Source organism: Pseudomonas sp. TH21 (genome assembly GCF_016651025.1).
Taxonomy (GTDB): Bacteria; Pseudomonadota; Gammaproteobacteria; order Pseudomonadales; family Pseudomonadaceae; genus Aquipseudomonas; species Aquipseudomonas aylmerensis.
Genome location: NZ_JAEKEQ010000001.1, coordinates 5,302,236 through 5,326,033, shown reverse-complemented (window position 1 = coordinate 5,326,033; position 23,798 = coordinate 5,302,236). Strand labels below are relative to the sequence as shown.

Sequence of the window (23,798 nt, the reverse complement as noted above, 5' to 3'; positions counted from 1 at the left end):
GTTAAGGCCGAGGCCTTAAGTCATCACTGTAATCAAACTGCCAATTACAAGATGTTCAACGGGTATTGCGCGATCAGACGCAGTTCGTCGATGGACGCCGAACCGTAGTACACGCCGTCAGACGAACGGTAAGTTGCTTGACGTACGCGCAGGCTCAGGTCTTTGGCTGGGCCGCTCTGGATCACGTATTTGGCTTCGATGTCGCGTTCCCACTCTTTACCGTTCGAGGTGCTGGCGGTGTTAGCGCCGCTACCGGTTACGTAACGAGTCATGAAGCTCAGGCCAGGAACGCCAAAGGTTGCCATGTTGATGTCGTAACGTGCCTGGTAGGACTTCTCGTCTTCGGCGTTAAAGTCGGAACGAGCGATGGAGTTGGCCAGGAAAACCGAGCCGCCGCCGTCGATGCCGTAGCCATAGTCGCCGTCGCCGGTAACTTTCTGGGCTGCCAGGGTGAAGGTGTGAGCGCCGATGGTGTAGGCACCCTGCAGGCTGAACGCACGGTTGTCGAGCTTGGTAGTACCGTCTTTTTCTGCGCGTTGCAGGCCGGCACCTTCGCTCTTGGTGTCGTAGATGTTGAAGTCGAAAGCCAACGACTGGTCATCGCTGAGCGCGTGAGTCCAGTTGACGTTGGCGTAGTATTTGCGCCAGTAGTCTTCGACTTTCGAGTAGTACAGGCTGGTGGTGAACTCTGGGGTCCAGGAGTAGACGCCACCGACGAAGTTAGCTTCTTTCAGGCCTGTATGGCTTGGGTCGTTGCTGTCGCTGATACTGTCTTTGTAGGTTTGAGACTGTGCGACGATCGAGGTGAAGTGACCGGCTTCGAGTTTCAGGCCTTTGATCTCGTTGCTCGTGATCGACACGCCCTGTGGCAGCTCAGGAAGCAAGCGGCTGTCGTCAGAGGCGAATACAGGAGCAGTGGTGTACTGGTCGCCAATTTTCAAGACGGTATCGGAGATACGGAACTTGATGGCTGCGCCGCCCTTGGAGTAGTCGTCTTGCGAGCGACCGTCAGAACCGGCAGGGAACAGGCCGGTACCGGCGCGACCCTTGCCGCTGTCGAGCTTGACGCCAAGCAGGCCAATGGCGTCGACACCCACACCGATGGTGCCTTGGGTAAAGCCCGACTGGTACAGGCCGTTGAAGCCCAGGCCGGTTTCTTCGCTACGGCTCTGGCCAGTGTCATTGTTGCGCTTGTCACGGCTGAAATACAGCGCGCGAGTATTAATGCTGAAAGTGCTGTCTTCAACAAAGCCCTTGGCGTCGTCCTGGGAAGAGGCCATTGCGAACTGCGAGGTGCCTGCTGAAACAGCCAGGGCGATCATGCTCCACTTCATCACGCGCATCGTGATTTGCTCCTTTGGTTTAGGAAGAGTACTGCCGTCCCACCTGTATTTTTATCTGGGCGGCTCTTTCTTTTTTGTGTCGGCGCAAAGTTATATCACGCAGACTCTATTGACGATACTTGCCCATCTATCCTTTCAGCTTCTTTACGAGGCTGTCGTAAATTGCTATCTCCGTGTCGCAAATTCACAGTCCACCTGTAACCGGACTGACAACTTCAATACTGTTTTCAAACCCGTTTCAAAGTTTGAAGTCTTCCTTGATGCGTATTGAAACGCTTGTGTTTTTATCGCGAAACACCTGCTTCCAAACGGGTGCCGTTGCCGACGATGTGGGTGTGAATGCAACAAGCGTGCACAAAGCGGTAACCGAATGTCATTTTTTCGTGAAAAACGTTACGGCCGTGTAAAAACCGCATAAGCACGGGCTTTTTACGTCGTTTTGTTTGGCCTTGACGCTTTGGTGTCACACCTGTGAGAAGGCCCAAAAACACCCGGTCCGGGCAAAACGTTACCGGTTCACCCCCATGAGTGGGTAATCGGCGGATCCCTTTGATGCACAAGTGGGTCATTTTGGTGCATCCCGCTCAGGCCCGGATCAGCGTAGCTCAAATATCTGGCTGCCTCGAAAGGGTGCGTCTTTTTCTCCACTTGCATCGCGGCTCGCCGCATTCGCCGTGAAGCCTTGAGCATTCGAAGGTATGCTGGGCGTCTGAAATCGACCTGCAAAAACGGAGTGCCCGCGTGTTCGCCTTAGATCAACGCCTGCAACAAGACACACTGGCCATTGGCGACTTCCCGCTCTGCCGCCTGCTGCTGTCCAATGATTCCAACTACCCGTGGTTCATCCTGGTGCCACGCATCAACGGTATCAGTGAAGTGTTTCAACTGGATGTCGCCGACCAGCAGCGTCTATGGCAGGAAACCACGGCGTTGGCGCAGTTGCTCAATGAGGGCTTGAACGCCGATAAGATGAACATCGGCGCCCTCGGCAATGTGGTCAGCCAGTTGCACGTGCATGTGATCGTGCGCAAACGCGATGATGCCGCCTGGCCTGCGCCGGTATGGGGCAAGCATCCGGCGCAGCCTTATACTGCAGAACAGGCCGCCGCTATTCGCACCCGCCTGCGCGAGCTGTTGCCCGCCGACTTCATCTTTACCCAGGGCTGAATCATGGACCTGCAAGACCGCGTCACCGACCTGGAAAGCCGCCTGGCCTTCCAGGACGACACCATCGAGACCCTCAATGACATCCTCGTCACCCAGCAGCGGGCCGTCGAGCGCCTGCAATTGCAGATGACCGCGCTGCTCAAGCGCCAGGAAGAAATGGGCGGTCAGTTCGAAACCTCGGAAGAAGAAGCGCCGCCGCCTCACTACTAAATAGCCGGCAATAAAAAACCGCGATCCAGTCAACGCTGGATCGCGGTTTTTTTTGCTGCGAAGGCTGGAATCAGCGACGCGGCAGGGCAGCGATCACGTCTTCGGCTTGCAGGCCTTTATCGCGATTCATCACGGAGAACTCCACGCGCTGGCCTTCCACCAGGACGCGATGGCCTTCCCCGCGAATAGCCCGGAAGTGGACGAAGATATCGTCGCCCGAATCGCGGGAAATAAAGCCGAAGCCTTTGGACGTGTTGAACCACTTGACGGTACCGGTATCCCGATTGGTCATGTCATAAGTTTGCGACGCGGCCGCCGGGGACGAACGGTAGAAGCTGATGGCCAGGTGAAGAACGATGGCGACCACAGCAATCACCAGGCTGAGCAGGATGGCCGGGTGGCCGCCCACTTCAGGCATAGGTGCCAGGAGGGTGAGGGTTTGTACGACAACGGTCAGAACCAGCAGCGCGCTGACCAGGTTTTGCAGTTGATGACGAGTGCCTTTGTTCCAGTAAGGGATCACCGGTGCCAGCGTCAGGTTAAGAAGGCCGAACAAGGCCAGGTACAGAGCGTCGTGTTGTTCCAGGTAGGGAGGGCTTCCCTGTTGCAAGCTCGGTATAAAGGACAGCAGCAAAGCTGCAACGCCCGTTAGCAGGTGGACGATTTTCAACATTTTGATTAACTCACGTTAAGACGGATCACAAGGAAGAGCTGACTGGCACGGTTCGCTTCTGAACAATGGGAGGCGTTGGGCACGTGCGCGGGTATCAGCCTATGCCGGCTGCCGCGGAAATTAACGGCAGCGACACGCCGCCTATTTAACAGCAAAGGCTGTGCCTACTCAAATCAAGCATTTCCGGGTGTTGCAAGGGGCACGGCATTTCTGCGTCAAACGCTTGTCCTAGACAGGTGCAGGGTTTTCAAGCGGCGTGCGGGGAAGTTTTCCCGATGCGTGCGAAGGCTTGCGCAGCACCGGCTGGCAGGTTACGCAGGGGCGATTTGCCGCACCTCACCTGGGCGTGTCGGGCTGCGCACCACCGGTACTCTTGCTAGAGTGGAGCTGCACCTGATCAATGAATGCTTGTCAATTGAAGGGGATAAACATGGCAATCGATATCGGTATCAGTGAAGAAGATCGTAAATCCATCGTCGACGGGCTTTCGCGACTGCTTTCCGATACCTATGTACTGTACCTGAAGACCCACAACTTCCATTGGAACGTCACGGGGCCGATGTTCCGTACGCTGCACTTGATGTTCGAAGAGCAGTACAACGAGCTGGCGCTGGCGGTGGACTCCATTGCCGAGCGTATCCGTGCCCTGGGCTTCCCGGCGCCGGGCGCTTATTCGATCTACGCGCGCCTGTCTTCGATCAAGGAAGAAGAAGGCGTGCCCAGTGCCGAAGAGATGATCAAGCAACTGGTGGCGGGTCAGGAAGCGGTCACGCGCACCGCGCGCGGTATCTTCCCGTTGCTGGACAAAGTCAGCGATGAACCGACTGCCGATCTGTTGACCCAGCGTATGCAGGTTCACGAAAAAACCGCGTGGATGCTGCGTTCCCTGCTCGAAAACCAATAAACACCCGCCTTGAGTGGCGCCGTCCTGGCGCCGCTCGCTTGTTTCCGTGCATTTCCTGGCGTTGTCCTACGTCGATCAACTCCGCGTCTTCTGGCTGCCTGTCTCTGCCTGCTGTTTTATAGGGCCACTGCCCAATGGGAGAACCCGTGGGCTGCTGTTTGGCAATGGAGTGTCAGGTGTATGTCACGTGGAGTGGGTAACGGAGTAATGGAAACCGGTGGTTTTCACAGGATAACGGTCGACCCCTTTGCGAAGGGGTTTGATATGGGGCTGGCCAAGCCATTGTCGCGGTCGGTGCGCCTCAATGGGTTTTCCACTTGCCTGCGACTTGAGCAGGTGTATTGGAACATCCTGGCGGAAATAGCCAGGATCAACGCCTGCTCGGTCAGTGCGTTGCTGTCTTATGTCGATCGGGAAGTGCACTTGCGCCATGGCGGGGTGAAGAACTTCAGCGGGTTGGTCAGGGTGGTGTGTGTCGTTCACGCCTTGAAAGACCGGGTGAGTACGCCGAACCCTGAGTAATCGGCCGGCGCCGGGGCTGGCCTGCCGTCGAGGTGGGCAGGGCCCTGGTCAGAAAGCCGGCTGCGCTGCCTCGATTTACCAGATATAATCCCGCGCTTTGCTGCGCATGCCGGGGCTTTATCCCTGGGGCAGGCGTGGCGCAGTAACGTTCTGATCGCCGAGACATCTCCATGCCCATGTACGACTATCAATGTGCTTCCTGTGGTCATCAGTTGGAAGCCATTCAGAAGATCAGCGCCGCGCCGCTGGTCGATTGCCCGGCCTGCAAGGCGCCAGAGCTCAAGAAGATGTTGTCCATGCCGGGCTTCCGCCTGAGCGGCAGCGGCTGGTACGAGACTGATTTCAAGACCGGCTCGAAGAAGAATCTGGCCGGCGGCGACAAAGCAGACTGAGTTGAACTCCATGCGCAGGCTCCTGCATTATCCGTCCCCTGCTTAAATGTACGGTGACGAGGCAGGCCTCCACCGAATTTCGAATTACGAGAAGTGAAACCACTACCATGATGCGCAGCCACTATTGCGGCCAACTGAACGAGACCCTGGATGGTCAGGAAATCACCCTTTGCGGATGGGTTCACCGTCGCCGCGACCACGGCGGGGTGATCTTCCTCGATATCCGTGATCGTGATGGTCTGGCCCAGGTGGTGTTCGACCCGGACCGCGCCGAGAGCTTCGCCGCCGCCGACCGCGTGCGCAGCGAGTACGTCGTCAAGATCACTGGCAAGGTTCGCCTGCGTCCGGCCGGTGCCGTGAACGCGAACATGGCCTCCGGCGCAATCGAAGTGCTGGGCTACGAGCTGGAAGTGCTGAACGAGTCGGAAACCCCGCCGTTCCCACTCAACGAATACTCCGACGTCGGCGAAGAAACCCGCCTGCGCTACCGCTTCCTGGACCTGCGTCGTCCTGAAATGGCCGAGAAGCTGCGCCTGCGTTCGCGCATGACCACCAGCATCCGCCGCTTCCTCGACGAAAACGGCTTCCTTGACGTCGAAACGCCAATCCTGACCCGGGCTACCCCGGAAGGTGCGCGTGACTACCTGGTGCCGAGCCGTACCCACGCGGGTTCGTTCTTCGCCCTGCCGCAATCGCCACAGCTGTTCAAGCAACTGCTGATGGTCGCCGGCTTCGACCGCTACTACCAGATCGCCAAGTGCTTCCGTGACGAAGACCTGCGCGCCGACCGCCAGCCGGAATTCACCCAGATCGACATCGAGACCAGCTTCCTCGATGAAAAAGAGATCATGGGCCTGACCGAGCAAATGATCCGCAACCTGTTCAAGGAAGTGCTGGACCTGGAGTTCGGCGAGTTCCCGCACATGACCTTCGAAGAAGCCATGCGCCGCTACGGTTCCGACAAGCCCGACCTGCGTATCCCGCTGGAACTGGTGGACGTGGCCGACCAGCTCAAGGAAGTCGACTTCAAGGTGTTCAGCGGCCCGGCCAACGACCCTAAATGCCGTATCGCCGCCCTGCGCGTGCCTGGCGGCGCGAGCATGCCGCGCAAGCAGATCGACGACTACACCAAGTTCGTCGGCATCTACGGCGCCAAGGGGCTGGCGTACATCAAGGTCAACGAGCGCGCCAATGGCGTTGACGGCCTGCAATCGCCGATCGTGAAAAACATTCCGCTGGACAACCTCAATGCGATCCTCGATCGCGTCGGCGCGGTCGACGGCGACATCGTGTTCTTCGGTGCCGACAAAGCCAAGATCGTCAGCGAAGCCCTGGGCGCGCTGCGGATCAAGCTGGGCCACGACCTGGACCTGCTGACCTGCAAGTGGGCACCGATGTGGGTTGTCGACTTCCCGATGTTCGAAGAGAACGACGACGGCAGCTTCAGCGCCTTGCACCACCCGTTCACTGCACCGAAGTGCTCGCCTGAAGAGTTGGAAGCCAACCCGGCAGGCGCGTTGTCGCGCGCTTACGACATGGTGTTGAACGGCACCGAGCTGGGTGGCGGTTCGATCCGTATCCACCGCAAAGAGATGCAGCAAGCGGTGTTCCGCCTGTTGGGTATCAACGAAGCGGAACAGGAAGAGAAATTCGGCTTCCTGCTCGACGCCCTGAAATACGGCGCGCCGCCGCACGGTGGCCTGGCCTTCGGCCTGGACCGCCTGGTGATGCTGATGACCGGCGCCCAGTCGATCCGTGAAGTGATTGCCTTCCCGAAAACCCAGAGTGCTGCGGATGTCATGACCCAGGCTCCAGGTGTGGTGGATGCCAAGGCTCTGCGCGAATTGCACATCCGTCTGCGCGAGACGCCGAAGGCTGAGTAAGGCCGCTGCGTGAAAGCGCACTGAGGTTTACGCAGTCTAAAAAGGCGCATCTTCGGATGCGCCTTTGCGTTACAAGGGTTGTATCCCACCTGGGGTGGGGTTGATAAGGTTTCTACAGAATTTCGGAGTTGTGTTATGGCTGGCCATTCCAAGTGGGCGAACATCAAGCACCGCAAAGAGCGTCAGGATGCCAAGAAAGGCAAGATCTTCACCAAGTGGATCCGCGAGCTGACCGTCGCTGCCCGCCAGGGCGGCGGTGACCCAGGTTCCAACCCGCGCCTGCGCCTGGCGCTGGACAAGGCGCTGGGCGCCAACATGAGCCGGGACATCATTGATCGTGCGGTGGCCCGTGGCGCTGGTGCCGCCGATACCGACGACATGGTCGAGCTGACTTACGAAGGCTACGGCCCGGGCGGCGTGGCCGTCATGGTCGAGTGCATGACCGACAACCGCAACCGGACTGCTGCTGCCGTGCGCCATGCGTTCAGCAAGTGCGGCGGCAACCTGGGCACTGATGGCTCGGTGGCCTACCTGTTCGAGCGCAAGGGGCAGATCTCCTTCGCGCCGGGTGTGGACGAAGATGCGTTGATCGAGGCTGCCATGGAGGCGGATGCCGACGACGTGGTGAGCAACGAAGACGGCTCCATCGACGTGTTCACCTCCTTTGCTGGCTTCTATGCCGTGCGTAACGCGCTGGAAGCTGCTGGCTTCAAGGGCACCGACGCGGAAATCGTGATGTTGCCGACCACCAGCGCCGAGCTGGACCTGGACGGTGCGCAGAAAGTGTTGAAGCTGCTGGATATGCTCGAAGACCTGGATGACGTGCAGAACGTGTACTCCAACGCCGACATCCCTGAATCTGTAGCCGAACAGCTCTCTTAAGATCCAAGACAATCCAGTGTAGGCGCTGGCTTGCCTGCGAAAGCATCACCGCGGTGCCACTGACACACCGAGGCGCGCGCATCGCAGGCAAGCCAGCGCCCACAGGGTTCTATGCTGTTACACACGATGTGTGCCTGGCACATACCGCTGTAAATCCAACCCGCAGGCGTTATGACTTTAATCCTAGGTATCGACCCCGGCTCGCGCATCACCGGTTTTGGCGTGGTGCAGCAGACGCCACGTGGCTGCATCTACGTTGCATCGGGGTGCATTCGTACCGGTGCGGGCGAGCTGGCCGAGCGCTTGCAGATCGTCTATCGCGGCGTGCGTGAAGTGATCCAGACCTATGGGCCGGTGACCATGGGCATCGAAAAGGTCTTCATGGCCAAGAATGCCGACTCGGCCCTCAAGCTCGGCCAGGCCCGGGGCGCCGCCATCGTGGCCGGTGCGGAGGAGGGCATGGAAATCGCCGAATACACCGCGACCCAGGTCAAGCAGGCCGTGGTGGGGACCGGTGCGGCCAATAAAGAGCAGGTGCAGATGATGGTCATGCACATGCTCAAGCTCACCGCCAAGCCGCAGATCGACGCCTCGGACGCCCTGGCTATTGCGATTTGCCACGCGCATACCCGTTCCAGCCTGCTGCCCCACGGCCTCGGTACGGCACGCAGTCGTGGCGGGCGCCTGCGTCTCTGATAGCATCAGCGCAATCGTTATTTCCGGTCAGGCCATGCTCTGACCCCAAGCTTTAAGGATCTGAACCGTGATTGGACGCTTGCGCGGCACCCTGGCTGAGAAACAGCCGCCGCACCTGATTCTGGATGTAAACGGGCTGGGGTATGAGCTGGAAGTGCCCATGACCACCCTGTATCGCCTACCGTCGGTCGGTGAGCCGCTGACGCTGCACACCCATCTGGTGGTACGCGAAGACGCGCAACTACTCTATGGTTTCATCGGCAAGCGCGACCGGGATTTCTTCCGCGAGCTGATTCGCCTCAATGGCGTGGGACCGAAACTGGCCCTGGCATTGATGTCGAGCCTGGAAGTGGATGAGCTGGTGCGTGCCGTTTCAGCCCAGGACACCTCGGCGCTGACCAAGGTCCCGGGGGTCGGCAAGAAGACGGCCGAGCGCCTGCTGGTGGAGCTCAAGGACCGCTTTAAAGCCTGGGAAGTGGTGCCGAGCATGTTTGCGCTGGTGCCGAACCAACCGGATATGCCGGCGGGCCAGGTCGCCAGCGCCGAAAGTGATGCGGTCAGCGCGCTGATTTCCCTGGGCTACAAGCCGCAGGAAGCCAGCAAGGCCGTATCGGCCATCAAGGACAAGAACCTGAGCAGTGAAGACATGATCCGCCGCGCCCTGAAGGGAATGATTTAAGTGATTGAAGCTGATCGTCTGATCGCGGCCACTGGCCCCCGTGACCGTGAAGAAATCCAGGACCGCGCCATCCGCCCCCTGAGCCTGGCCGACTATATCGGCCAGCCCACCGTGCGCGAGCAGATGGAGCTGTTCATCCAGGCAGCGCGCGGGCGCAGCGAGTCCCTGGACCACACCTTGATCTTCGGCCCGCCGGGGCTCGGCAAGACCACCCTGGCCAACATCATCGCTCAGGAAATGGGCGTGTCGATCAAGTCCACCTCCGGCCCGGTGCTGGAGCGCCCAGGCGACCTGGCGGCATTGCTGACCAATCTTGAGCCCCACGATGTGCTGTTCATCGACGAGATTCACCGGCTGTCGCCGATCGTCGAGGAAGTGCTGTACCCCGCGATGGAGGACTTCCAGCTCGACATCATGATCGGCGAAGGCCCGGCAGCTCGCTCGATCAAGCTCGACCTGCCGCCGTTCACATTGGTCGGCGCGACCACCCGTGCCGGGATGCTGACCAACCCGCTGCGAGACCGTTTCGGCATTGTTCAACGTCTGGAGTTCTATAGCACCGCAGACCTGGCGACCATTGTCAGCCGTTCGGCGAGCATTCTCGGCCTGCCGCTGGACCCGGAAGGCGCGTTTGAAATCGCCCGCAGGGCCCGCGGCACGCCACGGATCGCCAACCGCCTGCTGCGCCGCGTGCGTGACTTTGCCGAAGTGCGGGCCAAGGGGCATATCACCAAGGCCGTGGCCGACCTGGCCTTGAACCTGCTGGATGTGGACGAGCATGGCTTCGATCACCAGGACCGGCGTCTACTCTTGACCATGATCGAGAAGTTCGACGGTGGCCCGGTGGGGGTCGACAGCCTGGCGGCGGCCATCAGTGAAGAGCGCCACACCATCGAGGATGTGCTGGAGCCGTACCTGATCCAGCAGGGCTACATCATGCGTACGCCGAGGGGCCGGGTGGTGACGCGGCATGCGTATCTGCACTTCGGGTTAAACATTCCGTCACGATTGGGTGAGATGCCTGTGGTAGACGAATTCCTCGATGCAGTGGACGATTAAAAGCTTCACGCAAGTCGATTTATTCGATGTTTGTGCTGTCCTAGTGGCTGGCGTCGTCATTCAGTCACTGGAAATGTTTCGGTGGATGAAAAAACAGTTGCCCAGCCGGATTGGCAACCTGAGGAGTAAGCACTAGAGTATGCGCGCGCAAAACGGGGATCAGTCGTTCGCACATCGCTGTCGCGTTTATTACGAGGACACCGATGCTGGCGGCATCGTGTATTACGTCAATTACCTCAAGTTCATGGAGCGGGCTCGAACCGAGCGGCTACGGGAGCTGGGCTTTGCCCAATCCGAGCTGGCAGGGGAGGACCTGTTGTTCGTCGTGCATTCCAGCGAGGCGCGGTATCACGCGCCGGCGCGGTTGGACGATGAACTGCTGGTCAGCGCTGAAGTAATCGAATTGAACCGTGCCAGCCTGCGTTTCAAGCAACAGGTCAGGCGGGCAACGGATGCAACGCTGCTCTGTGAGGGGCAGTTCCTGGTGGCGTGTGTGCGCACCAACAGTTTGAAACCTCGGGCCATTCCCGAAACTCTACGTGCGGCCTTTGCCGCCGTGAGCGGCGCGGGTAAACAATCAAAGCAGGAGATTTAGCGTGGAACCTACCGTCGTCGACCATTCCTCCATGTGGAGCCTGGTCAGCAATGCCAGTGTTGTGGTTCAACTGGTCATGCTGACCCTGGTAGCCGCATCGGTTACCTCTTGGGTCATGATTTTTCAGCGCAGCAACCTGCTGCGCGCCGGTCGACGTGCCCTGGAGAGCTTCGAAGAGCGCTTCTGGTCGGGTATCGACCTGTCCAAGCTGTACCGCCAGGCCGGCAGCAACCCGGACCCGGATTCGGGCGTGGAGCAGATCTTCCGTGCCGGTTTCAAGGAGTTCTCGCGCCTGCGCCAGCAGCCGGGTGTTGATCCGGAAGCCGTGATGGAAGGCGTGGCACGTGCCATGCGCGTGGCCATCTCCCGTGAAGAAGAGAAGCTGGAGCAGAGCCTGCCGTTCCTCGCCACCGTCGGTTCGGTCAGCCCGTACATCGGCCTGTTCGGTACCGTGTGGGGGATCATGAACTCCTTCCGCGGCCTGGCCCAGGCCCAGCAAGCGACCCTGGCCACCGTGGCCCCAGGTATTGCCGAAGCCCTGATCGCCACTGCGATCGGCCTGTTCGCCGCTATCCCCGCAGTAATCGCCTACAACCGCTTTGCTGCCACCAGCGAAACGTTGATCGGCCGTTACTACACCTTCGCCGATGAATTCCAGGCGATCCTGCACCGTAAAGTGCACACCAGCGAAGAATAAGCAGGTAATTCCCAATGGCTTTAATCGCTCGAGCTCGCAAAAAGCGCAAGCCGGTCGCCGAGATGAACGTAGTGCCCTACATCGACGTGATGCTGGTGCTGCTGGTCATCTTCATGGTGACCGCGCCGATGCTCAACCAGGGCGTGAAGGTTGATCTGCCCAAGGTTTCCAGTGAAGCCTTGCCGCAAGACAACAACACACAGGTCCTGACCATTTCGATCAAGGCTGACAAGACCTATTACTGGAACCTTGGCAGCGAAGTCGACACTCAGAAACAGCAAGACAAGGCCTTGACCCTGCCGGCGATGACCGATGCGGTGACCAAGATCATTCGCTCCGGCAACGAAGGCGGCAAGCACACCCAGGTGTTCATCCGGGGTGACAAGTCGGTCGACTACGGCTCTGTGATGGGCGCCATGGGCGGGCTGCAGAAGGCCGGCGTCGGTAACGTTGGCTTGATTACCGAGGCGCCCTGATGCAGCAACAGCGAGAGCCGTCCGCCTCGGAAAGCTTCTTCTGGCCTAGCGTCTGGGCAATTGCCCTGCACGTCCTGGTGTTTGGCATGCTGTTCGTCAGCTTTGCCATGACCCCGGATCTGCCGCCAGCCAAGCCGATCGTGCAGGCGACCCTGTATCAGCTGAAATCGAAAAGCCAGGCCACCACCCAGACCAATCAGAAGATTGCGGGTGAGGCCCAGAAGTCGGCTGCGCGCCAGACTGAAGTCGAACAGATGGAACAGAAGAAGGTCGAGCAGGAAGCGGTGAAGGCTGCTGCGGAACAAAAGAAAGAAGAGGCGGCTCAAAAGGCCGAGGAATCGAAAAAGGCTGACGAAGCGAAGAAGGCCGACGAGGCGAAAAAGGCTGATGAAGCCAAGAAAGCCGAGAAAGCTGCCGACGCGAAAAAGGCCGAAGAGAAACAATTGGCTGATATAGCCAAGAAGAAAGCCGAAGACGAAGCGAAGAAAGCTGCCGAAGAAGAGGCCAAGAAAAAGGCCGCTGAAGACGCCAAGAAAAAGATAGTCGAAGACGCGAAGAAGAAAGCCGCCGAAGACGCCAAGAAAAAAGCTGAAGCAGACGAGGCGAAGAAGAAAATCGCCGACGACGCGAAGAAGAAAGCTGCCGCCGATGCCACCAAGAAAAAGGCCCAGGAAGCAGCGCGTAAATCCGCCGAAGAGAAAAAGGCCCAGGCCTTGGCAGATTTGCTCTCCGACACGCCGCAGCGTCAGCAAGCCTTGGCCGATGAGCGTGGCGATGAAGTCGCGGGCAGTTTCGACGACCTGATTCGGGCACGCGCAGCAGAAGGCTGGACCCGTCCACCTTCGGCACGCAAAGGCATGACAGTAGTGCTGCAGATCGGCATGTTGCCGGACGGTACGGTGACTTCGGTCAGCGTGGCCAAGTCCAGTGGTGACGGTTCGTTCGACAGTTCGGCGGTTGCCGCGGTCAAGAACATTGGCCGGTTGACCGAGATGCAGGGAATGAAACCAAGCGACTTCGCTCCCTATCGTTCATTCAAGATGACATTCACACCTGAGGATCTAGCCTTGTGAGAAACCTTCTTCGAGGAATGCTTGTCGTTATTTGCTGTATGGCAGGGATAGCGGCGGCGGATGAAAAGAACATCCTGGTCACCAGCGGTAGCGATCGGGCCACCCCGATCGCAGTTGTACCGTTCGGTTGGCAGGGCGGCAGCGTGCTGCCGGACGACATGGCCCAGATCGTCAGCGATGACCTGCGCAATTCCGGTTACTACGCGCCGATTCCGAAAGGCAACATGATCAGCCAGCCTACCCAGGCCAGCGAAGTCATCTTCCGTGACTGGAAAGCCGTCGGCGCCCAGTACCTGATGGTCGGCAACATCGTTCCGGCGGGTGGTCGCCTGCAGATCCAGTACACGTTGTTCAACGTGGCCACTGAGCAGCAGGTCTTGACCGGCAGCGTTTCGGGGACTGCCGAACAGCTGCGCGACATGGCCCACTACATCTCGGACCAGTCGTTTGAAAAACTCACCGGCATCAAGGGGGCGTTCTCGACGCGCCTGTTGTATGTCACGGCTGAGCGTTTCTCCGTAGACAACACTCGTTACACTTTGCAGCGCTCGGACTATGACGGTGCACGCGCCGTGACCCTGCTGCAATCGCGTGAGCCTATCCTGTCGCCGCGTTTCGCGCCGGATGGCAAGCGTATCGCCTACGTGTCTTTCGAGCAGAAGCGTCCGCGTATCTTCGTCCAGCACATTGATACTGGCCGTCGTGAGCAGATCACCAACTTCGAAGGCCTCAACGGTGCACCGGCCTGGTCGCCGGATGGTTCGCGCCTGGCGTTCGTGCTGTCCAAGGACGGCAACCCGGATATCTACGTGATGAACATGGCTTCGCGCCAGATCACTCGCGCAACCAGCGGCCCGGGTATCAATACCGAACCGTTCTGGGGCAAGGATGGTTCAACCATCTACTTCACCTCTGACCGCGGCGGCAAGCCACAGGTCTACAAGGCGAACGTGAATGGTGGTGGTGCAGAGCGTGTTACTTTTATCGGTAACTACAATGCCAATCCGAAGCTTTCGGCTGATGAAAAGACGTTGGTGATGATTCACCGTCAGGATGGTTTCACTAATTTCCGGGTTGCGGCCCAGGATTTGCAGCGTGGAACGGTAAAAATCCTCACGGATACCAACCTTGATGAGTCAGCTACTGTTGCGCCCAACGGCACCATGGTAATCTACGCCACCCGCCAGCAGGGCCGGGGAGTCTTGATGCTCGTGTCCATTAATGGACGCGTAAGGCTCCCGCTTCCTACCGCTCAAGGCGAAGTCAGAGAACCGTCCTGGTCCCCTTACCTGAACTGACGCGGCGCTACAAAAAGAAGTACTTAACACACTGGGGTTCATTAGGAGTTTCACGATGGAAATGCTGAAGTTTGGTAAGTTTGCTGCTCTGGCTCTGGCTCTGTCCGTAGCCGTTGGTTGCTCGTCTAAAGGCGGCGACAATGCCGGTGAAGGCGCAGCTGTTGATCCAAACGCTGGTTACGGCGCTAACACTGGTGCAGTTGACGGCTCCCTGAGCGAAGAAGCTGCTCTGCGCGCTATCACCACTTTCTACTTCGAATACGACAGTTCGGACCTGAAGCCAGAAGCCATGCGCGCTCTGGACGTTCACGCGAAGGACCTGAAAGCTAACGGCGCTCGCGTTGTTCTGGAAGGTAACACCGACGAACGTGGTACTCGTGAGTACAACATGGCACTGGGCGAGCGTCGTGCGAAAGCCGTTCAGCGCTACCTGGTACTGCAAGGTGTTGCTCCAGGCCAACTGGAACTGGTTTCCTACGGTAAAGAGCGTCCAGTTGCTACTGGCCACGACGAGCAGTCCTGGGCTCAAAACCGTCGCGTCGAACTGCGTAAGTAATTCGTCATGCGAACGTGCCGTCGTGCTCTAACTGTATTGGCTCTCAGCCTCGCCCCGCTTGCGGTGTGGGCTGCGGTTCCTGTGGAAGATAGCAACTCTGGCTATAACAATAGCGGGAGCAGCTATCCGCCAGCAGGTTATGGCACGAACGGCGCCTATGCGGGGGGAGCGGCTACGTCCGCTCCCTCGGCACAGGGCGAACTGTTCAACCAGCTGCAACGCATGCAGGATCAATTGTCGCAGCAGCAAGGCACGATTGAAGTACTGCAAAATCAAGTGAACCAGCTGAAGCAAGAAGGCCTGGAGCGTTACCAGGATCTTGACCGACGTATAGGAGCCGGCGTTACACCTGCCGCTACTCCTGATAATTCTTCTACCGGTGGCGCGCCAAGCGCTGCTGCCGGTGGTGCAGCAGCAGGGGCCGCAGCTGCCGCCCCTGCCGCCAGCAGCGAACCGGGTGATCCGGCCAAGGAAAAGCTGTATTACGATGCCGCTTTCGACCTGATCAAAGCCAAGGATTTCGATAAGGCCAGCCAGGCCTTTACCGCATTCCTGCGCAAGTATCCGAACAGCCAGTACGCGGGCAATGCCCAATACTGGTTGGGTGAGGTCAACCTGGCCAAGGGTGATCTGCAGGGCGCCGGCCAGGCATTTGCCAAGGTCAGCCAACTGTACCCCAAGCACGCCAAGGTGCCTGATTCGCTGTACAAACTCGCCGACGTAGAACGCCGCCTGGGTCATACCGACAAGGTCAAAGGCATTCTGCAGCAGGTTGTCGCCCAGTATCCGGGGACTTCCGCTGCCCAGTTGGCGCAACGGGATCTGCAACGCTTGTAAGCGATGCTGTCCGTTTAGAAGAAACCCGCGCCTGTCGCGGGTTTTTTCGTTAGAATCCACGCCCTTTTATGAAACACGCTTTTTGGGGTCTACGCGTTGGCGGGGTCCCTTGAAGTGCCTGACGGAGGCGGACAGCCTGTTTAGCTGTTACGCCCGTGGCGACTATGCAAGACACATTACGTATCACCGAAGTTTTTTACTCGTTGCAGGGTGAAACGCGCACCGCTGGCCTGCCCACAGTCTTTGTGCGGCTGACCGGTTGCCCGTTGCGTTGCCAATACTGTGACAGCGCCTACGCCTTCAGTGGCGGTACGGTGCGCACCCTCGAAGACATCCTTGAGCAGGTTGCCGGTTACCGGCCGCGCTACGTCTGCGTGACGGGCGGCGAGCCGCTGGCGCAACCCAATGCCATCCCGTTGCTCAAACAGCTGTGTGATGCCGGTTACGAGGTGTCCCTGGAAACCAGTGGCGCCTTGGATATCTCTGCGGTGGACCCGCGCGTGAGCCGCGTGGTCGACCTGAAGACCCCAGGCTCCAAGGAAGCGCACCGCAACCGCTATGAGAACATCGATCTGCTGACGGCCAACGACCAGGTCAAGTTCGTCATCTGCTCCCGTGAAGATTACGACTGGGCGAACTCCAAGCTGATCCAGTATGGCCTGGACCGTCGCGCGGGCGAGGTGCTGTTCTCCCCCAGCCACCATGACTTGAATGCGCGTGACCTCGCCGATTGGGTGGTTGCGGACAATCTACCGGTGCGCCTGCAATTGCAGTTGCATAAATACCTTTGGAACGACGAGCCAGGACGCTGATATGACTGAACACACCATGGATCAAAAACGCGCGGTAATCCTGCTTTCCGGCGGCCTCGACTCCGCCACGGTGGTGGCAATGGCGCAGGCTGAAGGTTACACCTGCTACACCATGAGCTTTGACTACGGCCAGCGCCATCGCGCCGAGTTGAACGCAGCTGCGCGTGTCGCGCGGGACATGGGGGTTGCCGAGCACAAGGTGATCGGCCTGAACCTCAATGGCATCGGCGGCTCGGCCTTGACCGACAGCAGCATCGATGTGCCAGAAGCACCGAGCGAAGGCATTCCGGTGACTTATGTGCCGGCACGCAACACCGTGTTCCTGTCCCTGGCCCTGGGTTGGGCTGAAGTGCTGAACGCCCGCGACATCTTTATCGGCGTCAACGCCGTGGATTATTCCGGTTACCCGGACTGTCGCCCAGAGTTCGTCGAGTCGTTCGAGCGCATGGCCAACCTGGCGACCAAAGCCGGGGTAGAAGGGCAGGGGTTCCGTATCCTCGCGCCGCTGCAAAACCTCAGCAAGGCCGATATTGTGAAGGCTGGTGTAGGACTTGGCGTCGATTATTCGCTGACTGTTTCCTGCTATCAGGCAGACGATGACGGCCGTGCTTGTGGGAAATGTGACAGCTGCCGACTGCGCGCAGAAGGCTTCCAAGCGGCCGGAATTGCGGACCCAACGCGTTATTTCTGATTTATTTCAAATAAGGTGTTGAATAATCCTTAGAAATCAGTATTATACGCGCCACCACACAGCGGGTCGTTAGCTCAGTTGGTAGAGCAGTTGGCTTTTAACCAATTGGTCGTAGGTTCGAATCCCACACGACCCACCATTTTTGGCGGTTTAGAAAATCCGGAAGGCCCACGCAAGTGAGGATTTCCGGGTTTTTTTTTGCCCGCAAGAAACCCATTCTCTCGCAGCCCACTTTATGAGCAGCCCTCGCCTGGCTATCAGGCGAGGGCCAACGCCTCAGAAGTTGTACTTCAGGCTGGTCATGACATTACGCGGCGCGCCATACATCCCTTCTGAATAAACGCGTGCGTAGTACTCGCGGTCGAACACGTTGTTCAGGTTGACGGTGGCACTGAGGTTTTTCGAGAAGTCGTAACGCGCCATCAGGTTGGCCACGGCGTAGCTGCCCTGCTGGTAATAGTGCAAATCTTCGCCGGTCTTGGTCTGCCAATTGAACCCGCCACCCACCGTCACTTTGTCCAGCACGCCTGGCAAGCGATATGAGGTGAACGTCTTGAACATATGCCGAGGCAGGGTAGTGACGATGCGTTTGTCGTCCGCATCGGTGGTGACGCTGTAGGCATAGCCGGCAGATGCCTGCCAGCCTTCGGCCAATTCCCCATTGATTTCCAGCTCGACCCCTTGGGTCTTGGCGCTTTGCTCGATGCGGTAGGCCTGGGTATCCGATTGCCAGACAGCGAGGTTGTCCTGTTCGAGTTGGAACAGTGCCAGGCTGGCGTTCAACTGTTCGTCGTAGAAGCTGCCCTTGATCCCCACTTCATAGCCTTTGCCCTCCAGGGGCGGCAAGGCCTTGCGGTTGATGTCGCGCACGTAGGACGCCTGCGGATTGAAGATCTTGGTGTAGCTGGCATACAACGCCCAATTTTCATCCAGGTCGTAGACCACGCCGGCATAGGGAATAAAGACGCCTGTTTCGCGTTCCTTGACCGAGGAGGTGCCTTCACCATACACGTTGGTGTCGGTGTCACGCTTCCAGTCGGTCAAGCGCCCGCCGAGGATCAGGCTCAAGTCGTCAGTGATGTGCAGGCGTGAAGTCAGGTAGGCGGCATATTGCTTCTCGCGGATGCTGCCCTTGCCGAGTACCGGCGTCGTCGGCTTTGGCGAGTCGCCGTTCCAGGTGCGGTAGTCAGGCACCTGGAAGCCATAGTCGCGTAGCCAATCCCCGTAGTTGGGGGTGTGTTCTTCGTAGTCGGTCGCGGTAATGCCGGTGATCAGCTCGTGTTCACGGCCGAATGCCGAGAACGGGCCGGTGAGGTAGGCGTCCAGGTTGTCCTGGCGTGGTGTGCCCGACCAACGTACAGGCAGCAGGGTGCCACCCGAACCAGTGGCCTGGTCGAGGCTGCCGATGGTAAAGGAGAAAAACTCGTCGAACTTGTTCTCGGTGTGGCCGTACTCGATCTTGCCGCTCCAGCCGTTATCGAATTGATGCTCGATGGAGGTGAAGTAGTTGGTCTGGTCGTGATCGTTGTAGGACCATTTCGGTGCGGTATTGAGCGAGCGTTGGGCATGGGTTTTCTCGCCGTTGCTGAACAGCGTCTGGTAGCCGCCGCGCAGGGGCGAATCAACTTGGGTCTTCTGGTAGCTGAAGCCTGCGGTCAACAGGGTTGAATCGCTGAGGTCGAACTCGCTGATGCCGTAGATTAATTGCGAGTCTTGCTTGAAGCGGTCGATCCAGGCCTGCTCGGTCTTGTAATCCACCACCAGCCGGCCGCGAACAGTGCCGGTTTCAGTCAGTGGTCCGGAGACATCGACGCCCGTGCCATAGCGGTCCCAACTGCCGGCTTCTGCAGTGAGGCTGACCTGGGCCTGCGCTGTCGGGCGTTTACGGATCAGGTTGATCGTCGCCGAGGGGTTGCCCATCCCACTGATCAGGCCGGTAGCGCCGCGTACGATCTCTACCCGGTCGTACATCGCGGTGCTTTGGGTGTAATTGTCCATGCGCGTGGAGGTGGGCACGCCGTCAATCTCGAAGTTCTGGATCTGGAAACCCCGGGACCAGTAGCTGTCATTCTCGGTGCCCAGGCCCGCGCGAGTCACCGCGATGCCGGGGCTGGCTTCAAGCACGTCCGTCAGGTTGTTGAGTTTCTGGTCATCCAGGCGCTGGCGGGTCATCACTGTGACCGATTGCGGGGTTTGCTTCTGGGTCAGGTTAAGCCGGGTCGAGCTGCTGGAGGAGTAGGCGGTGTAGGAACCGGTGCCTTCAGTGGTCGAGCCGGGGGCCTTGCCGGAGATGGTCGTGCTGCTCAACTCCAGTCGTGAGGCCTCGCTGGGCGCTGCCTGCAATTGGTAGCGTTGGCCGCCCAACTGCACCGCAGTGAGGCCCGTGTTCAGCAGCAATATCTGCAAGGCCTGCTCGATGGAGTAGTTGCCGCTGAGGGCATGGCTGGTTTTTCCGGCCGTCAGTGCGGCATCGGCAGCCAGGTAAATACCGGCCTGGGCTGAGAGCAGGTTCAATTGGGTCGCCAATGGCCCGGCGGCGATTTCGTAATGTTGCTCCTCGGCCCAGGCGATGGGGCTGACGCTGGCCAGGGCGAGGGCGGCCGAGCAGGCGAAAAGATGCAGCGGAAGATGAGGGCTGAGTGACATCTTGAGGGTCCTTGTAGAGGTGGCTCGCGGCCATGTCACTAGCTAAATCGAATGAGAATTAAAATCAGGAAGTGGCGTCGGAAAAAATTAGCGAGGCTTCACCGTCGTCCAGCCCGCAAAGGTCTGTTCGATACGAACCGGCAACACGCCTTCGAGCATCGCCAGGGCCTGGTCGGTGTCGTGCAGGGGAAATGTGCCCATCACGCGTAACTGGGCGACACGCGGGTCGACGCCCAGGTGCCCACGGCGATAGTTGGCCAATTCGTGAATAAACTCCTCCAACGGCATGTCTTCTGCCGGCAACACCCCGCGCGTCCAGGCTTGGCGTTCAAGCTGCGCCGGTGTTGTTTCGCTGATGCGCTGCGTATCGAACCACAGGCGTTCGCCAGCCGCGGCCACACGTACCTGGGGCGTGTCGATGCACCGCGCCTGCACCGCCCCTTCATACACATTGAGTTGAGTGCGTGATGCCTGCTCACGCACGCTGAATCGAGTGCCCAGTGGGGTAAGGCTGCCCTGGGCGGTCGTCACTACAAACGGGCGAGGGTCGGCCGCGGTCGCGATCATTACCTCACCCTGATACAAGCGGATGCTGCGTTGCCCTTTATTCATATCAACGTCCAGCGCGGTGGCGCTGTTGAGCCAGATACGCGAGCCATCGGCCAGGCGGCGTTCGAGGATTTGCCCGGTGACGGTGCGATAGCCGGCCTGCCAGGCCAGCAGTTGCTGGGTCAATGCGCCATGGCGCCAGGCCAGTCCTCCCAGCAGCAGCCCGCCGCTGATGATCGACAAGCTGCGCAGCACCTGGCGGCGGGACCGGGGCGAATGTTGCAGTGATTGCAAGGTGCGGCTGGCGGTATCGGCATCACCCTGCAGCGGCGCGAAGCGCTGGCTGACCCGCTCCACGTAGCGCCAGGCCTGCTGATGACTGTCACTGCGCGCCAACCAACGTTGCCAGGCTTCCAGCTGCGCAGCATCGTTGGGCGCGCTACTCAGGCGGGCGAACCAGTCGGCGGCTTCCTGCAGCGTGTGATGATCGGGCTTGGACACGGGCATGATTCAGCTCAGGGCCTCGTCCAGTTCTGCTTCGAGCAGCAGGCACTGGAACATGGCCTTGGCCATGTAATGGGTGACGGTCCGCGCGCTGACACCCAGTCGCTCACCGATGGCCTGGTAACTCAACCCCTGCAGTTGCGCGAGCAGGAATGCCTCGGCTACTTTCGGCGGCAAGCGTTCCAACATGGCCTGGACCTGTTGCAGGGCCTCGAGCACCATCGCACGGTGCTCTTCCGATGGCATGCAATGCTCTGGGCGACTGGACAGCACCTCCAGCCACGCGCGTTCAACCCGTTGGCGCCGCCAGAAGTCCACGCAGACATGCCGCGACATGGCGCTGAGGTAAGCACGTGCATGGCCTTCACTGTCAAACGCCTTGGGCTTGCTCAGCAATCGCACGAATACGTCATGCGCCAACTCGGCGGCATCACTCGAATTACCCAGCTTCTTGTTCAGCCAGGCGCGCACCCAACCGTGATGCTCTTGGTAGAGCCAGCCGACATTGGACAGATCTGGAGAGATGGGCATGACGCAAGCGCACTCCGTCGTCGGGTTCAGTACCCGAACGGACTAATGGGAATTATTCTCAATATTAACCTTGGCGGCGCGCCTTCACAACCGCCAGGTACAAAGGCGCGCAGGCTCGCGCTGCACCCTCCGCGACTTCAGGGGCACGCTGTGGGTATCTGCTCGATAAAGTACTCGCAGATCTGCCGATCTTCGCGCAAGCACTGTTCTGTGGCCGGACGGCCTGTTGCCTCGGAAAAGAAGCCCGTCATCGCCTGGCGCACGCACTGCTCCTCGCGCACCACGCTGCCCACCGGGCAGGTGAAGTTGCGCACCATGACCCCACCGTCCTCGGCCGTGGCGTGGCGAAAGCTGATCCACGGTCCATGCAACCTATAAAAAGGCACACCCTGATGAGTTTGATACCGAACAATTCCCTGATCACCGCGACGCCTGAAGAAGGGCGCGAACGGGCCATCAAGGCCACGCAGCCCGACGAGGCGGTACGTGGCCGCTTGCGCGATGTGTACGCCAATGACGCCGCCATGCTGATCAGCATTGGCCAGGTGGTAGCCACCGAATTTGCGACGATTGCGGCGGCGAACAAATACTGGAATCCATAAGATTGCCGGGCGGCCAATGGCCCGCGTTGGCTGCCCGGAACCGGCGGGTCAGATTCGGGTCATGAGGTCAGAAATAGACGCGAAAAATCGACAAAAGTCTTTGAAATACCTAGGATTGTCTGACAATCCAGCAGATGAAAAACTCTTCATAAACCGCTCGCTCGAACGTTGGTAGCTTCCTCGTCGCTGCCCCATAATTCGAGTCCTAATAATGAATAACAAAACTCTTAAAGGCGCCTTGGCGCTCGCCGTTTCACTTGCCTCCACCCCGCTGTTCGCCGGTGGTTTCGCGCTCAACGAACAAAGCATCAGTTCAATGGGCACGGGCTACGCCGGTCGTTCCTCCTCTGCCGACGACGCCAGTACGGTGTTCGGCAACCCGGCCGGCATGTCCCGCCTCAAGCAGAATGAAGTGAGCATCGGGGCGACCTACCTCGATGCCAAGACGAACATCAAGGATGCCAGCTCGACCCAAGGCGGTGCCGACAACCCGGGTACCAACAAAGGCGACATGGTCCCTGGGATTGCCGTGCCGATGGGCTACCTGGTCACGCCGATCGATGAGCACTGGGCATTCGGTCTCGGGATCTACGCGCCGTTTGGCCTGGTAACCGATTACGAACACAGCTTCCAGGGCAACGCCTTCGGCAACAAGAGCAAGGTCCAGGTCATCACCGTACAGCCGACGGTCAGCTACGCATTCAATGACAAGGTCTCGGTGGGTTTCGGGCCGACGTTCAACAAAATCAACGGCGAACTCGACTCCAAAGTGCCAGCGTTTGGCCTGGGCACCGAGGCGGTCAAGATCAAGGGTGACGACACTGCGACAGGTTTCAACGCCGGTATCCTGGTGCAGGCGCTGGACTCTACCCGCGTCGGCGTGACCTACCACTCGCAAGTCGTCTACCACCTGAGTGGCCATACCAATGCCTCGGGCGTGCTCTCTGATCTGTTGGACGGCGGTTCGCAACGTTATGACGCCAAGCTCAACGTCACCACACCGTCGTCCGTGGATTTCTCGGTCACTCATCAACTGACGGATGACTGGACCCTGTACGTGGGCAGCACCTACACCCGCTGGAGCCAGTTGAAGAAAATCACCGTCAACAATACCGGTGTATCGGACATCACCAGTGAGCTCGCCGGCCTGGACTCCATCACCGAACAGCAGCATTGGCACGACACCTGGTCCCATGCGATCGGCGCGGCGTATCGCGTCAACAAGCAACTGGTATTGCGCACCGGGTTCTCGGTTGACCAGACCCCGACCAACAACACCGACCGCTCCGTGCGCATTCCTACAGGAGACCGCACGGTTTTCAGCCTGGGGGCCGGTTGGACGCCAGTCGACAACCTGACTTTCGATGTGGCGTATTCCTACTTGAAGGAAGAGCCGATCAAGGTTCGTCAGACCCAACCTGCACTGGGCCTGACCTACGACGCCAAGTATGAAAACAGCGCCAACGGGTTCGGCGGTTCAGTGACTTACCGCTTTTAATCCGCGCCAGACAGCAAAGAGTC

At 59.2% G+C, this 23,798-nt stretch carries 27 protein-coding genes and 1 tRNA gene; 22 read left to right on the top strand and 6 right to left on the bottom strand.

What is annotated here, in order from left to right:
* Positions 1 to 44: 44 nt before the first annotated feature.
* Positions 45 to 1,343, bottom strand: coding sequence for an OprD family porin (locus JFU04_RS23570; RefSeq protein WP_106802744.1), 1,299 nt, complete (start codon positions 1,341 to 1,343; stop codon positions 45 to 47).
* 741 nt (positions 1,344 to 2,084) lie between these two features.
* On the opposite strand from JFU04_RS23570, the gene JFU04_RS23565 reads away from it, so the two are divergent.
* A complete protein-coding gene (locus JFU04_RS23565) occupies positions 2,085 to 2,510 on the top strand; it encodes an HIT domain-containing protein (RefSeq protein ID WP_201145795.1) in 426 nt (141 codons plus the stop codon).
* Between the two features lie 3 nt (positions 2,511 to 2,513).
* Complete coding sequence (locus JFU04_RS23560) at positions 2,514 to 2,720, top strand: SlyX family protein (protein WP_015885618.1); 207 nt, start codon at positions 2,514 to 2,516, stop codon at positions 2,718 to 2,720.
* A 70-nt stretch (positions 2,721 to 2,790) separates the two neighbouring features.
* Here the strand turns inward: JFU04_RS23560 and JFU04_RS30440 are convergent, their stop codons facing one another.
* Complete coding sequence (locus JFU04_RS30440) at positions 2,791 to 3,393, bottom strand: cold-shock protein (protein ID WP_065908829.1); 603 nt, start codon at positions 3,391 to 3,393, stop codon at positions 2,791 to 2,793.
* Positions 3,394 to 3,823: 430 nt separating this feature from the next.
* Between JFU04_RS30440 and JFU04_RS23550 the strand changes: the two genes are divergently transcribed.
* The 18 genes from JFU04_RS23550 to JFU04_RS23465 all read left to right on the top strand — a co-directional run bounded on the left by JFU04_RS23550 (position 3,824) and on the right by JFU04_RS23465 (position 17,584).
* Positions 3,824 to 4,297, top strand: coding sequence for a Dps family protein (locus JFU04_RS23550; RefSeq protein ID WP_003193874.1), 474 nt, complete (start codon positions 3,824 to 3,826; stop codon positions 4,295 to 4,297).
* A 180-nt stretch (positions 4,298 to 4,477) separates the two neighbouring features.
* Complete coding sequence (locus JFU04_RS23545) at positions 4,478 to 4,819, top strand: ribbon-helix-helix domain-containing protein (RefSeq protein ID WP_065908831.1); 342 nt, start codon at positions 4,478 to 4,480, stop codon at positions 4,817 to 4,819.
* Positions 4,820 to 4,989: 170 nt separating this feature from the next.
* The gene (locus JFU04_RS23540) at positions 4,990 to 5,211 is read left to right on the top strand and encodes an FmdB family zinc ribbon protein (RefSeq protein WP_048727052.1); all 222 of its coding nucleotides are present in this window, start codon (positions 4,990 to 4,992) and stop codon (positions 5,209 to 5,211) included.
* Positions 5,212 to 5,318: 107 nt separating this feature from the next.
* Positions 5,319 to 7,094: an aspartate--tRNA ligase gene (gene aspS / locus JFU04_RS23535; protein WP_056858570.1), complete on the top strand. Its 1,776-nt coding sequence runs from the start codon at positions 5,319 to 5,321 to the stop codon at positions 7,092 to 7,094.
* Between the two features lie 135 nt (positions 7,095 to 7,229).
* Entirely contained in the window at positions 7,230 to 7,976 is a 747-nt protein-coding gene (locus tag JFU04_RS23530) for a YebC/PmpR family DNA-binding transcriptional regulator (RefSeq protein WP_065908837.1), read from the top strand.
* A gap of 171 nt (positions 7,977 to 8,147) precedes the next feature.
* Positions 8,148 to 8,672, top strand: coding sequence for a crossover junction endodeoxyribonuclease RuvC (gene ruvC, locus JFU04_RS23525; protein ID WP_065908840.1), 525 nt, complete (start codon positions 8,148 to 8,150; stop codon positions 8,670 to 8,672).
* Positions 8,673 to 8,739: 67 nt separating this feature from the next.
* A complete protein-coding gene (gene ruvA, locus JFU04_RS23520; RefSeq protein ID WP_025854761.1) occupies positions 8,740 to 9,351 on the top strand; it encodes a Holliday junction branch migration protein RuvA in 612 nt (203 codons plus the stop codon).
* The gene (gene ruvB, locus JFU04_RS23515) at positions 9,352 to 10,410 is read left to right on the top strand and encodes a Holliday junction branch migration DNA helicase RuvB (RefSeq protein ID WP_065908846.1); all 1,059 of its coding nucleotides are present in this window, start codon (positions 9,352 to 9,354) and stop codon (positions 10,408 to 10,410) included. It abuts the gene before it with no gap.
* A 139-nt stretch (positions 10,411 to 10,549) separates the two neighbouring features.
* Complete coding sequence (gene ybgC / locus JFU04_RS23510; protein ID WP_065908849.1) at positions 10,550 to 11,005, top strand: tol-pal system-associated acyl-CoA thioesterase; 456 nt, start codon at positions 10,550 to 10,552, stop codon at positions 11,003 to 11,005.
* Position 11,006: 1 nt separating this feature from the next.
* On the top strand, positions 11,007 to 11,702 hold the full coding sequence (gene tolQ / locus JFU04_RS23505) for a protein TolQ (RefSeq protein ID WP_015885609.1): 696 nt from the start codon (positions 11,007 to 11,009) through the stop codon (positions 11,700 to 11,702).
* A gap of 23 nt (positions 11,703 to 11,725) precedes the next feature.
* The gene (gene tolR, locus JFU04_RS23500) at positions 11,726 to 12,178 is read left to right on the top strand and encodes a protein TolR (protein WP_161793227.1); all 453 of its coding nucleotides are present in this window, start codon (positions 11,726 to 11,728) and stop codon (positions 12,176 to 12,178) included.
* Positions 12,178 to 13,251 (top strand): cell envelope integrity protein TolA, encoded by a 1,074-nt coding sequence (tolA, locus tag JFU04_RS23495; protein WP_065908851.1) that lies wholly within the window; start codon positions 12,178 to 12,180, stop codon positions 13,249 to 13,251. Before tolR ends, tolA begins: the two co-directional genes overlap by 1 nt.
* 17 nt (positions 13,252 to 13,268) lie before the next feature.
* Positions 13,269 to 14,549 carry a Tol-Pal system beta propeller repeat protein TolB gene (gene tolB / locus JFU04_RS23490; protein WP_065908853.1) on the top strand — a complete coding sequence of 427 codons (1,281 nt, stop codon included), beginning with the start codon at positions 13,269 to 13,271 and terminating at the stop codon, positions 14,547 to 14,549.
* Positions 14,550 to 14,604: 55 nt separating this feature from the next.
* A complete protein-coding gene (pal, locus tag JFU04_RS23485; protein WP_003209827.1) occupies positions 14,605 to 15,105 on the top strand; it encodes a peptidoglycan-associated lipoprotein Pal in 501 nt (166 codons plus the stop codon).
* 6 nt (positions 15,106 to 15,111) lie between these two features.
* Entirely contained in the window at positions 15,112 to 15,942 is an 831-nt protein-coding gene (gene ybgF, locus JFU04_RS23480) for a tol-pal system protein YbgF (RefSeq protein ID WP_120449725.1), read from the top strand.
* A 164-nt stretch (positions 15,943 to 16,106) separates the two neighbouring features.
* Positions 16,107 to 16,754, top strand: a complete 648-nt coding sequence (gene queE / locus JFU04_RS23475) for a 7-carboxy-7-deazaguanine synthase QueE (protein ID WP_106802748.1) — start codon at positions 16,107 to 16,109, stop codon at positions 16,752 to 16,754.
* A gap of 16 nt (positions 16,755 to 16,770) precedes the next feature.
* The gene (queC, locus tag JFU04_RS23470) at positions 16,771 to 17,445 is read left to right on the top strand and encodes a 7-cyano-7-deazaguanine synthase QueC (protein ID WP_162946163.1); all 675 of its coding nucleotides are present in this window, start codon (positions 16,771 to 16,773) and stop codon (positions 17,443 to 17,445) included.
* Positions 17,446 to 17,508: 63 nt separating this feature from the next.
* Positions 17,509 to 17,584: transfer RNA gene (locus tag JFU04_RS23465), tRNA-Lys, on the top strand.
* Positions 17,585 to 17,721: 137 nt separating this feature from the next.
* On the opposite strand, the gene JFU04_RS23460 is transcribed toward JFU04_RS23465, so the two are convergent.
* The 4 genes from JFU04_RS23460 to JFU04_RS23445 all read right to left on the bottom strand — a co-directional run bounded on the left by JFU04_RS23460 (position 17,722) and on the right by JFU04_RS23445 (position 21,992).
* Entirely contained in the window at positions 17,722 to 20,091 is a 2,370-nt protein-coding gene (locus JFU04_RS23460) for a TonB-dependent siderophore receptor (RefSeq protein ID WP_201145794.1), read from the bottom strand.
* A gap of 87 nt (positions 20,092 to 20,178) precedes the next feature.
* Positions 20,179 to 21,147, bottom strand: a complete 969-nt coding sequence (locus JFU04_RS23455) for a FecR domain-containing protein (protein WP_201145793.1) — start codon at positions 21,145 to 21,147, stop codon at positions 20,179 to 20,181.
* Between the two features lie 3 nt (positions 21,148 to 21,150).
* Entirely contained in the window at positions 21,151 to 21,675 is a 525-nt protein-coding gene (locus tag JFU04_RS23450; RefSeq protein ID WP_065908874.1) for a sigma-70 family RNA polymerase sigma factor, read from the bottom strand.
* 137 nt (positions 21,676 to 21,812) lie between these two features.
* Positions 21,813 to 21,992 (bottom strand): hypothetical protein, encoded by a 180-nt coding sequence (locus JFU04_RS23445; RefSeq protein WP_242485925.1) that lies wholly within the window; start codon positions 21,990 to 21,992, stop codon positions 21,813 to 21,815.
* A gap of 75 nt (positions 21,993 to 22,067) precedes the next feature.
* On the opposite strand from JFU04_RS23445, the gene JFU04_RS23440 reads away from it, so the two are divergent.
* Together JFU04_RS23440 and JFU04_RS23435 are read left to right on the top strand one after the other, a co-directional pair.
* Complete coding sequence (locus tag JFU04_RS23440) at positions 22,068 to 22,277, top strand: hexameric tyrosine-coordinated heme protein (protein WP_106802751.1); 210 nt, start codon at positions 22,068 to 22,070, stop codon at positions 22,275 to 22,277.
* Between the two features lie 211 nt (positions 22,278 to 22,488).
* On the top strand, positions 22,489 to 23,775 hold the full coding sequence (locus JFU04_RS23435; RefSeq protein ID WP_120449711.1) for an OmpP1/FadL family transporter: 1,287 nt from the start codon (positions 22,489 to 22,491) through the stop codon (positions 23,773 to 23,775).
* Positions 23,776 to 23,798 lie beyond the last annotated feature (23 nt).